The following is an 11,982-nucleotide window of genomic DNA, read 5'->3' on the forward strand; positions in this document are numbered from 1 at the left end:
AAGGATTAAGAGAAGTAATATTATAATAAAAATGCTAAATTATATTCTATGGTAAGTACTAACAATTTCGCTATATAAATTTGTTTGGAAATTTTTACGTACGGTTAATATTAAAAATAGTTTCTATTTATATGTAAGTTTAGTACTTGACTTATTTAATTGTTGTAACTATGATAGTTACGTAGGTGGTGGAAATCTTGATTAACACTCGTTTATCAATGGGAATTCACATATTATCACTAGTTGCTTTATCGAATGATCCTGAAAATCTTAATTCCGAATGGATAGCGACAAGCATAAACACAAATCCAGTTGTCGTACGAAGGTTAACGAGTTCATTAAAAAAAGCAAACCTAGTCAAAGCTTATGTAGGAAATCGGGGTCTTCAATTAATGAAAGAACCTGAAGATATTTCCTTACTTGAAATTTTAAAAGCCGTGGACCCGAATAATCACTTATTTCATATTCATCAAAACTCAAATATCCAATGTACTGTTGGTCGAAATATCGAATCGACATTAGGTTCGATTTTTAACGACATTCAAAAGGAAACTGAATGGAAGTTGGCAAATTTGAAACTCGATGATGTGATGAGAGATTTAGAAAGTAAAAACTAAAGCTTGGTTCTTCATTCAATAGAAGACAGCCTCGAGCGCAATTCAAATTCCAAATACAATTGCGCCGAGTTGAAAATTGATTTTAATCATGGTGAAACGTTACTATTCTGTGATTTCACGACAGAATCATTTAGGTTTCACTTTTTTCACCACTAATGTGTAACAATTATTATTACAAAAGTCTTGAGGAGGAAGTAAAATGAAAGTTGGCGTAATCGGTGCAACAGGTAAAGCGGGTCAGAAAATTGTACAGGAAGCAATATCAAGAGGCTTAGATGTAACTGCGATTGTACGAGATGCAAATAAGGTAACAGAAAATATTGCAACAATTGAAAAGGATGTTCTATCCCTTACAAAGCAAGATGTTGAAGGCTTTGACGTGTTAGTAAATGCATTCGGCGCACCATTAGGAAGTGAAGAACAACATGTCGTTGTAGGGAAACATTTAATTGAACTATTAGAGGGAACGAACATTCGCTTAATCGTTGTTGGAGGAGCTGGTAGTTTATATGTTGATGAAGCGAAAACAGTACGTGTCGTCGAAACACCAGATTTCCCAGAAATGTTTGTCCCGACAGCAAGTAACCAATTACAAAACTTATTAGATCTTGAAAAGTCTACGATTAACTGGACGTTCCTAAGCCCATCAGCATTCTTTGACCCAGAAGGACCTCGTACAGGGAAAATCACACTTGGAAAGGATCATTTATTAGTAAACAGCACGGGTGAAAGCTATGTGAGTTACGGAGACTTAGCGATTGCGTTAGTTGATGAAATTCAAAATGCTGCACACGTAAACCAACGCTTTACTGTTACTTCTGAAAAAGCGTAATTCATTTAATTAAAACCTATCATTTTAGGAGTTAATCCTAAGTGATAGGTTTTTAATTGTAAATGTATACCGTTTGTAAAGTTAAAAAACCATTTACTTCAAATAATCCGAAGACTATAATGAGTTTAGCCTTTTACATTAAGTCATTTACTTGCATCAGTATGTCAGTGTCTCCAACCATTAATAAAATGAAAATCTTTACTTCAAAGCTGTATTTAAGGGTTTTGGAGTAATCGATATAAAAAGATAAGAAGGTGTCTATCAATGAATGGAGAACAGAAAGGAATTCTTTATTCTTTTGTAGCGTACGGAATTTGGGGGTTATTTCCGTTATTTTGGAAGCTACTTGAACATGTTAACAGTATGGAAATTTTAGTGAGTCGGATGATTTGGTCTTTTATCTTTACTTCCATCTTCATACTTTTAATTGGTCAAAGAAAACTTTTAATTGAGGATTTAAAATCCCTCTGGAAAGAAAAAAAGATGTTTTTTTCTTTAGCAGGGGCTTCGTGTGTCATTACATTTAACTGGTATATCTATATTTGGGCTGTCAACAACGGTCATGTGATTGATACAAGTTTAGGTTATTATATTAACCCAATTATTACGGTTCTATGTGGAATGATTCTCTTTAAAGAAAAGTTAACGAAAGCACAAATGTTAGCTGTCATTGTTGCTTTGATTGGTGTTTTAATCATGGCCATTAGTTATGGGGAAATACCTTGGATTTCATTATTACTTGCTGGCTCATTTGCGATTTACGGGGTTCTCAAAAAGAAAATTACTCTGGATGCAACAAGAGGTCTCGCGATTGAAACATTATTTATTTTACCTTTTGCATTAGTTTATTATATTTATATTATGACAACTGATAACATGTCATTTTTACAGGTTAATTGGACAACAGATTTGCTTCTGATTTTAGCAGGGGTTGTAACTGCTTTTCCATTAGTCATGTTTGCAAAGGGAGCAAGATTACTTCCACAATCAATCATGGGCTTTATCCAATACGTTGCGCCAACACTAGTTCTAATTATTGGGGTCGTTTTATTCCATGAGCCTTTTACAAAAGTAGAACTTGCATCATTCTGTTTTATTTGGTTAGCAGTGGCTATTTTCTCAACATCGATGATTATCGAAACGAGAAAAAAACATCTTCAAGAACAAAAAACTGCAGAAGTGTAATGGTTTGTTCGAAAGCTTTTTGACACGTTACCACAGTGTTGGTCTTGGTGAACACAGATTTGTATAGCTATTTTGTAATGAAGTTAGAAGGACTGTCCAGAAGAATTCCCTTTCTGGACGGCTTTTTTCTTTTTTCAGTCTATTAAGACTTTTGTGATATGCTCGTAATAGATTTAAAATGTTCTTTGCATTCATGATGGAAAAACAAGCGTTTTAGGGAAGTTAGGGGGAGAAATCATGTACATCACGATTGGGGAACGTGAATTTTGTTTTTATAAAATGGAACTCGAAATGATTGAAACAAATATTCAAAATATATTTGCCAAGTTTGATAAAAAAACTATACAGGATCTAATTCAACATAAACGTTATGAATCGCTAAAATCGGTTGTCGAAAAGCACTATAAACATCTATTAAATTTACCTGTTGGAAAAGGTCTTTTACATTTAAAAAATGAAGGAGATTCGTTTTATAAAGAGTTTTTAAATAAATATGGGGATCGCAACTTTAGCCAATTTATTGTAAAGGGTAATGAGGCTCTATTAAATCAAAATGGAATTTATACCATTGATGTAGACGATGAGATGGTTTTTGTGGGGATTTGCTCTAGTTCGTTTAAGCTTCGTTTTAATCAGCATATTGGAAATCTTTCACCCAAAAGCTGTTATAAAGATGGTACAGCAACACATTGTCACATTAATTCACAAATCACTGAAAAAATTCATCACGCTAAAATCAACTTTAAAATATGTCCATTGAAGGAATCAGATGATGTGAGAAAGGTGAAAAACGCCATTATTAAACGGTTTGAACCCATTTGGAATTTACGAGCATCAAATGATGAGTTTTTATCATATAATTAATACTTTTTTTACTGTTTTTTCTTATCTTAATTTTTTAACCTATGACTTCACATTCACTACACATTTTCTTCATAATATCGTCACAAAGGAAGAAAGCGCTTTTTTCTGTAAAATTTGGTACGATGAAGACATTAATTGTAAGGAGCGAACGATATGGGAACAGATATTAATATCTTTTTTGCGTTCGGTGCAGGTTTTTTAAGTTTTATCTCACCATGTACATTACCGCTATATCCTGCATTCCTGTCATACATAACAGGTATGAGTTATAGTGAACTAACAAATGAAAAGGGTATGTTACAAAGACGGGCTATTTTACATACGTTATTTTTCTTGCTTGGATTTTCAATCATTTTCATCGCGATCGGATTCAGTACTTCTTTAGTTAAGGAATTTTTTATAAGCTATCAAGACTTAATTCGCCAAGTTGGGGCTATTCTCATTGTCGTCTTCGGTTTAATGATTGTTGGTTTATTGCAAATTGACTTCTTAATGAAAGATCGGAAATTTGAATTTAAAAATAGACCATCTGGCTACCTTGGTACTCTGTTAATTGGGATTGCCTTTGCTGCCGGGTGGACGCCATGTACAGGACCAATTCTAATGTCTATCATTGCTTTAGCGGGTACGAATCCTGATTCTGCTATTTGGTACATGCTTGCATACGTCCTTGGATTTGCGATTCCTTTCTTTGTATTATCATTCTTTATTTCTCGATTAGGATGGATCCGAAGAAACAGCCAAAAAATCGTAAAAATTGGTGGATATATTATGATTGCAGTTGGGGTTTTATTATTCTTTGATGGTATGACGTTAATAATCCGCATTCTTTCACCATTATTCGGCGGTTTCACTGGATTTTAAAAATATTTCCAATTAGCACGATAATTTATGTTATACTAATATTCAGTAAATTTTTAACATACATCTTATGTTTGACTTATTGTGAAGGGGATATGAGTAAATGCCAACTGTTTTGGTAGTTGATGATGCATTATTTATGAGAGCAAGCGTCGGAAATATGTTTAGAGAATGGGGATTCGAAGTTATAGGAGAGGCTTCAGATGGTAGAGAAGCTGTCGAACTATATAAAGAATTTCAACCTGATCTTGTGACAATGGATTTAACGATGCCCGTCATGTCAGGCTTTGATGCATTAAAAGAGATTATTCAACAATTCCCGAATGCAAACGTTATTATGATTACCGCTCTCGGTCAGCAAAGAGTAATTGTTGATGCATTAGAAGCAGGGGCGAAGGATTTTATTGCAAAGCCCTTTGAAGCACTTCAATTGAAAGCTGTTGTACAAAATGTATTAGGCAGTTATGAAATGTAATAAAAACTGAATAAAAAATACTTTTATTTAAAGTAGAATTCGCATCATCTTTAGGAAATTACCAACTAGACGTTACAATTGTGAAAAAGTCGAGTTGGTTCGTTAAAGGAAACAGCGAATTCTTTTTTTGGAAATACACATAGATTACTAAAATGTAATGTTGTTATCTAGTTGTAGATTTTTTTATCCAAATGCGATATTATCATTACGTCTTTTACATAAGTTTTATATTACGCATGAGACGGTAATGATTTCAAATGATAGAGGAGGATTTTCATGTTTGCGAGTATACCTTCTCAATATTTACTAATCGGTTCAACTGTAATGGCTATTTTTATGGGTTCGCTCGTCATGTTTATGCGAATCAAATCTCAAAAAAAGCCTGTTAACGCAAAGAAAATTCTCATACCTCCTATTGCCATGTCAACAGGGGCACTAATGTTTATTTTTGAGGAATTCCGCGTTTCACCGATGCAAATACTGGAAGCTATGAGTGTGGGAATCGTATTTTCCACTGTTTTAATCGCAACGTCAAAATTTGAAGTGCGAGATCAACAAATCTTCATGAAACGTTCAAAAGCCTTTTTCTTTATATTAATTGGTTTACTTCTAGTTAGAATATTAGCTAAAGTTATTTTATCGAGTGCGTTCGATGTAGCTGAACTAGGCGGAATGTTTTGGATCTTGGCATTTTCGATGTTATGGCCTTGGCGAATTGCGATGTTAATAAAATATAAAAAAATTGAAAAGTCTCAAATGATAAAACCCTAGATTTATAATAATCTAGGTGTTTTTTTTTTTGAAAAATTACCCGTGATAATCGTGTAGTTTATAGGAATAGAAAAAGTGGCTGATGGATGAGTCATCTTTACTAACAAACAGAACATATGATGAATGGAATATCGCAAAAAGTAGATATATGAACAGGTAGAACTATTTTTTGCAGTTGCACAAATGTTTGTACTCTATATGGAAGCTGAATTCAAAGTAGTATGCTTCACATTTGAAGGGGGTAGACTTTTGTCACACAATGATCAGTTTTGGTTAAAGGGTACACCTTATACCAATTCCAATAATGAACGGTTTGGAAGAATGTTTCCTAACCTCCCATCTTTCCCCCGAGACACCGAAAAAGATCGGGAGGCACTATTGGAGCTTGGGAAAAAAGGCGGAATTATGGACCAAACGACTAAAAACCTAGACAATCCAAACATCTTTGCAGGTTTTACATTTTTCGGCCAATTTATAGATCACGATATTACGTTCGATCCAATGTCCAGTTTTGAAAAACAGAACAATCCGGAAGCCATTGAAAACTATCGAACACCCGTTTTAGAGATGGATCATATTTACGGAAGGGGACCCTTTGCAGATCCTCATTTATATGATATTACAACTGGAGGCGTCAAACTTTTAGTTGAAAACGTATCTTCAGAAAAAGATTCTCCATACGATGTACCTAGAAACAGTCAAAATACGGCGTTGGTAGTTGATCCAAGGAACGATGAGAATATGATTATTTGTCAGCTTCACTTGGCATTTCTAAAATTCCATAATGAAATGGTTGATTACGTTATGCGTGAAGGTGTTAAACATCCTTTCGAAGCTTTTGAAAAAGCGCAACGTCTTGTCAGGTGGCATTACCAATGGATTATTCTGTATGAATACTTGCCCCTTCTTGTTGGAAAAACGTTAGTGAAAGACATTCTTGCTAATGGCCGTAAATTCTACAGGTGGAGAAACAAACCTTATATTCCGGTAGAGTTTTCTATGGCAGCATTCCGTTTAGGCCACAGCCAAGTTCGACCATTTTATAAGGTGAATGAACAATTTAGCGCACCAATATTTAATGACAGTCAAGATTTAAGCCATTCAGATCCCGATGACTTACGAGGGGGGAAACGTGCTCCGAGACGTTATGTGGAATGGGGCAACTTTTTTAACACTGGAACTGGCACTCCTCAGCTAGGCAAAATGATTGATACGACATTATCCAGCCCACTGTTTGAATTACCGTTCGTTCAACCCCCTAAATCTCTTGCCCAACGGAATCTATTGCGAGGCCTGTCATTTGGTTTGCCGTGCGGACAGGATGTTTCAGAAGCAATGCGCATTAAACCGCTCGATCATAGGGATTTGTCTGACGTTTCAGAGTTAGGTTTCCATAGAAAAACCCCACTATGGTTCTATATTTTACGTGAGGCCGAAATTCATGCTGACGGAAAGAGACTAGGTCCTGTTGGTAGTAGGATTGTGGCAGAAGTATTAATTGGCTTGCTACAAGCGGATGAGAACTCTTTCATTAGACAAAATACGAATTGGAAACCAATTTTAGGGAAAAAGGGGAAATTTGGTATAGTTGATCTTCTGAAATTTGCTAAAGTGGTTTAAAATGGGGATGAAGTAAATTTGTCCTTCTAAACTTTCCGGAAACTGGCGCGGCTTACAGTGGTAGGCCGCGTTTTTTCGGAGAATGGCTAACACTTATTGGTCTTAAACTATAAAATATCAATATCTTACTAAAAATAATAGTGGCTTTCCTTAAAAATTCTACTTATGTCCCGGCCTCTTTTTCTAATTTAATAATAGTAAAGGATATGAATATACAGTATTAGGCACCTTTTTGCTCAATGACATAAGTTAATGGCCTAACTAGTAAAAAGCGCCTTCTGCTCGGACGCACACGCCGTAAGTCATGTTAGCGATGCCACGCCATAATTTTGCCGACTATTAGTTAAGCAGGCGCCTTTTTGTTTTGCTTATTCAAACAGATTTTCATAAGGAGAAACGTCGATTTTCATTTCATCTAATTTTTTACGTAAAAATTTGTGATCGCGTTTTGGTGTGGCTTGGATATATCCACGGATAATTACGTCATTATTAATAGACTTTACGCGTTCTCTTAGTGCAATTTCTGCAATCTTTCCAGCGATTTTTTCCTTTGCCGTTTGACGGAATAATTCCGGGACAGGACTAACTAATTCATTTAGCAATTCTTTTGCTTCGTCACCCCATAAGTGTAGAGACTTTTCTATGTAGTATGCTTGCCAATCTAAATCAGATCGACCATCTTCCTTCGGTAAAGCCTTTAAGAATTTACGAAACATGAAAAATCCACCAATCGCCATTAGTGCTACCATGACGAATGTCCAAAATGCGATAAACAACATAAACCCACCTTCAAAATTCAAAGCGTTCACCTCTTTAACCTCTCTAACTCCCATTATAAAAGGTACTGAAAATTTTTTCATTAACAATGTCTCTTTTTGTCTCTTAAAACACTATATAAATAGGCGAAAGGGGGTGAAGTTAATGGCAACATTCAATTTCCAAAACGCAACATTAAAAATTTCTTATGAAACTGGAGTTGATGAAGCTGGTAAACCAGTATTTACTTCTAAAACTTACAACAATGTTCGTGAAAATGTAACACCAACTCAAGTTGCAGCAGTCATCCAAGGAATTGCAAGTTTATCAAATTATCCATTAAGTGCAGCGTTAAAAACAGAAACAGAAGAAATTCAATTCTAATATGCAAAGCGCGAAAAAAGAATTAGCATGAAGCTAACAAAACATGTAGAAAAGAGGGAAACAGTCTATGTCACAAGTTCTTGAAATGAAATTTGATACAGCCAATGGGAAAACAATCACCATCTCGGTGAACGATCCGAAACCTGGTTTAACAGGAGCTGAAATATCAAATGTTATGCAAACTATTATGGATCAAGATGTTTTTCATCACGAAGGGAATGCGTTAATTGGTAAAAACCAAGCTAGAATTGTGGAGCGTAATATAACAGAAATCACACTAGCATAACGCAATACCTGATCAATAAGAGCTTTTAATTAATTAGTCGACAAATCCAATTACTTACGGACTTTGTCGACTTTTTCCATCATTAATTTCGAAAGGGGTTAAACGAAGATGCAAGAATGGGTCATGTTAGTTCAAGAAATTGGTTTTCCAATTCTCGTCTCTTTTTATTTATTGTACCGAATTGAAGCCAAACTTGAAGCAATTCATACCGCTCTTCTATCGATGAATCAAGCCTAACTTCAATTGTGAAACAACCTTCACAAATTTGTGATGAATGTGTCACTTTAAATACATTGTACAAAAACTCCCATTTTCGGTAAGATGAGAGAAGGACTATAGGGAGTTGAAGCAGATGAAAATGAAACTTAAAGGTCTTGTATTACTGATTGTTGTCGCATCCTTCTTAAGTGCTTGCAGTAATTATGATTTCAAACCGACAACAGAATATGAGATTGAGGATTTTAAAGCAGTTGACCATCGGGGCGATACGGTATCACTTGAAAGCTTGAAGGGGAAGCCTTGGCTTGCGATGTTTATTTTCACAAATTGTACAACAGTATGTCAGCCAATGACATTTAATATGACTGAAATACAACAAAGACTCGTAGATCGTGGTGTCGAAGATTATAATATTGTGGCTTTCTCAGTAGACCCAGCTACAGATACACCAGAAGTATTATCAAAATACTTTAGCCACTTTACCGTTCCAGATGAATCAAAATGGCATTTAGTAACGGGCTATGATCAAAAGTTTATTGAACAATTCGCATTAAATTCATTTAAAGCTTTAGTAAAAATGCCTCAAGAGGGCGACCAAGTGATGCATGGTGTGACATTTTATTTAGTTGATGAAAACGGAATTTCCGTGAAAAACTATTCAGGCTATGATGAAGATCCAAAAGGCGTCCAATTTGATACAATTGCCATTGATATGGAGACGTTAATCGAAGAGCGTTTAGGTAAATAATCATTATTATTGTGAGTAACTTTTTAATAAGTTACTCACTTTTTTATTTTGAAGAATATTTTCGTTGAAATATCAAACAATATTCAAGATGAAATTTGAATGGAGGTAATGAATAATGAAAACTGTAAAAGATGTAATGACTTCAAATATTCGAGTGTGTGCACCACATGATTCGCTAACGACTGCAGCACAAATTATGCGCGATGTTGATTGTGGATCCGTGCCAGTCTGTGAAGGGAAAAAAGTAGTTGGTGTGATTACTGACCGTGACATCGTCATTAATGTCATTGCAGACGGAAAAGATGCAAACCAAGTTCACTGTCATGATTGTATGACAACAGATGTGGTGACATGTTCATCGACAACCGATGTTCATGAAGCTGCTCGTCTAATGGCACAACACCAAATTCGTCGTATTCCAGTAGTAGATAACGGAGAACTTGTTGGTATTTGTGCAATTGGTGACTTGGCAAAAGAAAATATCTACGTCAATGAAGCTGGTGCAGCGTTAAGCGAGATTTCAGAACCAGATCATTACAGTCATTAATAAAAAGCATTTGGAATTTTGCAGATTCCAAATGCTTTTTTATAGTCTATATTAGAATTCTTCTCTTAACTGATCAAATACTTGTTGTAAGTCTGCAATAATGTCTTCCGCATGTTCAATACCAATAGAGAAGCGTAATAAGCGGTTATCAACACCACGTGCCATACGTTCTTCTAGAGGAATATCTGCATGTGTTTGTGTTGCTGGGTAAGTGATGAAGCTCTCAACACCACCAAGACTTTCGGCAAACGTAATTAATTGCATTTTTTGTAAGAACGGATTAATCATCGCTTCATCTTTAACCTTGAATGAAAGCATACCACCTTTACCTGTATATAAAACATCCGTAACAAGTGGCTCAGTAGCTAAGTAAGCAGCAACTTTTTTTCCGTTTTCATCATGTTGCTTTAAACGTAAGTGCATTGTTTTTAAACCACGAATCACTAGCCAACAATCCATTGGTCCTAAAACAAGCCCCATGCCGTTTTGTGCAAATGCTAATTTTTCACATAATTCTTGGCCTTTAGCTACAACAAGTCCTGCAAGTACATCATTGTGACCCGCGATGTATTTTGTTGCACTGTGAAGAACGATATTTGCACCGTGATCGATTGGACGTTGGAAGTAAGGTGTATAGAACGTATTGTCCACTATGAATAATAGGTTATGCTTTTTCGAAAGAGTAGCATATACATCTAAATCAAACTCAAGCATTAATGGGTTTGTTGGTGTTTCAAGGAAAATGGCTTTCGTATGTTCGTTAATTAACGATTCGACTTGGTCAGCACTTGCAAAATCTGAATAAACAGGTTTGATGTTGTAAGTTTCACTAAACGTTTTAAGTAAACGATACGTACCACCGTAAACATCATCTGGAACAATAATTTCGTCCCCTGGTTTGAATAATGATAATACTAACTGAACAGCAGCCATACCTGAGCTACATGCAAAACCAGCGTCACCATTTTCAAGTTCCGCAATTCCTTTTTCAAGGATGTCACGAGTAGGGTTTTTTGTACGTGTATAGTCGTAGCCAGTTGATTGCCCAATACCAGCGTGTTTATAAGCAGTCGACATATAAATCGGTGGGTTTACAGCGCCAGTTTTTGGATCACTTAAATTCCCTAATTGCACCAATTTTGTTTCAATAGATCGTTTTGTCATGTTCTCACTCTTTCTTAAATTAAATAATGAATCTATTATATTTATTCAATTTATCACGTTAAAATAGTGAAAACAACACCATCAACTGAATAATATGACATTTTTACAATAAAAAAAGTATTTGACGTAAATTAGTCAAACACATTCAATATGGTTAAGCTTGCTCTTTTTTTAGTAAATCACGGATTTCTTTTAGCAGTTCTTCTTTTGGATCTAATTCTGGTTCAGCTGGTTCTTCAACAGTTTCTTCTTTCTTTTTACGATTTAACTTTGTCAATACACGAAGAGCCATAAAGATTGAGAAAGAAATGATTAAAAAGTCGATAATTGATTGAATGAAAACACCAATTTTCAAACTATCTTCAGGACCAAATGCTAATGAATTGGTTAAATCGATTCCACCAGTTAGCATTCCAACAAGCGGCATAATAATATTTTCAACTAATGAAGTAACTATCTTCCCAAAGGCACCGCCAATCACAACAGCGATTGCTAAGTCTAGTACATTGCCCTTCATCGCAAATTCTTTAAAATCTTTCCACATATTACCCTTATCCTTTCTTGTTGTATGTTACTATATTTGTATAGGTTTGCATTATACTATTTTTTTCTTCTTAATGCTCTTTAGACGACATTATTAACAATAACGATAC

The 11,982-nt window shown here is 35.2% G+C and carries 16 protein-coding genes; 13 read left to right on the plus strand and 3 right to left on the minus strand.

Annotated elements, in window-relative coordinates; translation table 11 throughout:
* Positions 1 to 197 precede the first annotated feature (197 nt).
* The 8 genes from JOD29_RS15830 to JOD29_RS15865 all read left to right on the plus strand — a co-directional run bounded on the left by JOD29_RS15830 (position 198) and on the right by JOD29_RS15865 (position 7,225).
* Entirely contained in the window at positions 198 to 617 is a 420-nt protein-coding gene (locus JOD29_RS15830) for an Rrf2 family transcriptional regulator (RefSeq protein ID WP_124766432.1), read from the plus strand.
* Between the two features lie 199 nt (positions 618 to 816).
* A complete protein-coding gene (locus JOD29_RS15835; protein ID WP_124766433.1) occupies positions 817 to 1,449 on the plus strand; it encodes an NAD(P)-dependent oxidoreductase in 633 nt (210 codons plus the stop codon).
* Between the two features lie 264 nt (positions 1,450 to 1,713).
* Positions 1,714 to 2,634, plus strand: coding sequence for an EamA family transporter RarD (gene rarD / locus JOD29_RS15840; protein WP_124766434.1), 921 nt, complete (start codon positions 1,714 to 1,716; stop codon positions 2,632 to 2,634).
* Positions 2,635 to 2,871: 237 nt separating this feature from the next.
* Entirely contained in the window at positions 2,872 to 3,498 is a 627-nt protein-coding gene (locus tag JOD29_RS15845; RefSeq protein ID WP_124766435.1) for a GIY-YIG nuclease family protein, read from the plus strand.
* 153 nt (positions 3,499 to 3,651) lie between these two features.
* Positions 3,652 to 4,362, plus strand: coding sequence for a cytochrome c biogenesis CcdA family protein (locus JOD29_RS15850; protein ID WP_124766436.1), 711 nt, complete (start codon positions 3,652 to 3,654; stop codon positions 4,360 to 4,362).
* 100 nt (positions 4,363 to 4,462) lie between these two features.
* A complete protein-coding gene (locus tag JOD29_RS15855; protein WP_124766437.1) occupies positions 4,463 to 4,834 on the plus strand; it encodes a response regulator in 372 nt (123 codons plus the stop codon).
* 276 nt (positions 4,835 to 5,110) lie between these two features.
* Positions 5,111 to 5,605: a CcdC family protein gene (locus tag JOD29_RS15860; RefSeq protein ID WP_124766438.1), complete on the plus strand. Its 495-nt coding sequence runs from the start codon at positions 5,111 to 5,113 to the stop codon at positions 5,603 to 5,605.
* A 249-nt stretch (positions 5,606 to 5,854) separates the two neighbouring features.
* Positions 5,855 to 7,225 (plus strand): peroxidase family protein, encoded by a 1,371-nt coding sequence (locus JOD29_RS15865; protein WP_205101713.1) that lies wholly within the window; start codon positions 5,855 to 5,857, stop codon positions 7,223 to 7,225.
* Between the two features lie 368 nt (positions 7,226 to 7,593).
* On the opposite strand, the gene JOD29_RS15870 is transcribed toward JOD29_RS15865, so the two are convergent.
* Complete coding sequence (locus JOD29_RS15870; RefSeq protein ID WP_124766439.1) at positions 7,594 to 8,058, minus strand: DUF2621 domain-containing protein; 465 nt, start codon at positions 8,056 to 8,058, stop codon at positions 7,594 to 7,596.
* An 88-nt stretch (positions 8,059 to 8,146) separates the two neighbouring features.
* Here JOD29_RS15870 and JOD29_RS15875 point away from each other — a divergent pair, with 88 nt between their 5' ends.
* From JOD29_RS15875 to JOD29_RS15895, 5 genes are all read left to right on the plus strand, one after another.
* Positions 8,147 to 8,365, plus strand: a complete 219-nt coding sequence (locus JOD29_RS15875) for a DUF1659 domain-containing protein (protein WP_158610592.1) — start codon at positions 8,147 to 8,149, stop codon at positions 8,363 to 8,365.
* A gap of 67 nt (positions 8,366 to 8,432) precedes the next feature.
* Entirely contained in the window at positions 8,433 to 8,651 is a 219-nt protein-coding gene (locus tag JOD29_RS15880) for a DUF2922 domain-containing protein (protein ID WP_124766441.1), read from the plus strand.
* Positions 8,652 to 8,759: 108 nt separating this feature from the next.
* Entirely contained in the window at positions 8,760 to 8,888 is a 129-nt protein-coding gene (locus JOD29_RS15885; RefSeq protein ID WP_124766442.1) for a YvrJ family protein, read from the plus strand.
* A 115-nt stretch (positions 8,889 to 9,003) separates the two neighbouring features.
* Entirely contained in the window at positions 9,004 to 9,618 is a 615-nt protein-coding gene (locus JOD29_RS15890) for an SCO family protein (protein WP_124766443.1), read from the plus strand.
* 115 nt (positions 9,619 to 9,733) lie between these two features.
* Positions 9,734 to 10,165, plus strand: a complete 432-nt coding sequence (locus JOD29_RS15895) for a CBS domain-containing protein (RefSeq protein WP_124766444.1) — start codon at positions 9,734 to 9,736, stop codon at positions 10,163 to 10,165.
* Between the two features lie 51 nt (positions 10,166 to 10,216).
* Here JOD29_RS15895 and JOD29_RS15900 read toward each other — a convergent pair whose 3' ends face one another.
* Both JOD29_RS15900 and mscL read right to left on the minus strand, forming a co-directional pair.
* On the minus strand, positions 10,217 to 11,329 hold the full coding sequence (locus JOD29_RS15900; protein ID WP_124766445.1) for a methionine biosynthesis PLP-dependent protein: 1,113 nt from the start codon (positions 11,327 to 11,329) through the stop codon (positions 10,217 to 10,219).
* Positions 11,330 to 11,483: 154 nt separating this feature from the next.
* Positions 11,484 to 11,873, minus strand: coding sequence for a large conductance mechanosensitive channel protein MscL (gene mscL / locus JOD29_RS15905; RefSeq protein WP_124766446.1), 390 nt, complete (start codon positions 11,871 to 11,873; stop codon positions 11,484 to 11,486).
* Between the last annotated feature and the right edge of the window lie 109 nt (positions 11,874 to 11,982).

This window comes from Lysinibacillus composti (assembly GCF_016908465.1).
Taxonomy (GTDB): Bacteria; Bacillota; Bacilli; order Bacillales_A; family Planococcaceae; genus Ureibacillus; species Ureibacillus composti_A.

What these genes read in the sequence shown, in the direction of transcription:
- JOD29_RS15835 (WP_124766433.1), top strand. Translation starts at nt 817, where the DNA reads ATGAAAGTTGGCGTAATCGGTGCAACAGGTAAAGCGGGTCAGAAAATT.
- rarD (WP_124766434.1), top strand. Translation starts at nt 1,714, where the DNA reads ATGAATGGAGAACAGAAAGGAATTCTTTATTCTTTTGTAGCGTACGGA.
- JOD29_RS15845 (WP_124766435.1), top strand. Translation starts at nt 2,872, where the DNA reads ATGTACATCACGATTGGGGAACGTGAATTTTGTTTTTATAAAATGGAA.
- JOD29_RS15850 (WP_124766436.1), top strand. Translation starts at nt 3,652, where the DNA reads ATGGGAACAGATATTAATATCTTTTTTGCGTTCGGTGCAGGTTTTTTA.
- JOD29_RS15855 (WP_124766437.1), top strand. Translation starts at nt 4,463, where the DNA reads ATGCCAACTGTTTTGGTAGTTGATGATGCATTATTTATGAGAGCAAGC.
- JOD29_RS15860 (WP_124766438.1), top strand. Translation starts at nt 5,111, where the DNA reads ATGTTTGCGAGTATACCTTCTCAATATTTACTAATCGGTTCAACTGTA.
- JOD29_RS15870 (WP_124766439.1), bottom strand. Translation starts at nt 8,058, where the DNA reads ATGGGAGTTAGAGAGGTTAAAGAGGTGAACGCTTTGAATTTTGAAGGT.
- JOD29_RS15875 (WP_158610592.1), top strand. Translation starts at nt 8,147, where the DNA reads ATGGCAACATTCAATTTCCAAAACGCAACATTAAAAATTTCTTATGAA.
- JOD29_RS15880 (WP_124766441.1), top strand. Translation starts at nt 8,433, where the DNA reads ATGTCACAAGTTCTTGAAATGAAATTTGATACAGCCAATGGGAAAACA.
- JOD29_RS15885 (WP_124766442.1), top strand. Translation starts at nt 8,760, where the DNA reads ATGCAAGAATGGGTCATGTTAGTTCAAGAAATTGGTTTTCCAATTCTC.
- JOD29_RS15890 (WP_124766443.1), top strand. Translation starts at nt 9,004, where the DNA reads ATGAAAATGAAACTTAAAGGTCTTGTATTACTGATTGTTGTCGCATCC.
- JOD29_RS15895 (WP_124766444.1), top strand. Translation starts at nt 9,734, where the DNA reads ATGAAAACTGTAAAAGATGTAATGACTTCAAATATTCGAGTGTGTGCA.
- JOD29_RS15900 (WP_124766445.1), bottom strand. Translation starts at nt 11,329, where the DNA reads ATGACAAAACGATCTATTGAAACAAAATTGGTGCAATTAGGGAATTTA.
- mscL (WP_124766446.1), bottom strand. Translation starts at nt 11,873, where the DNA reads ATGTGGAAAGATTTTAAAGAATTTGCGATGAAGGGCAATGTACTAGAC.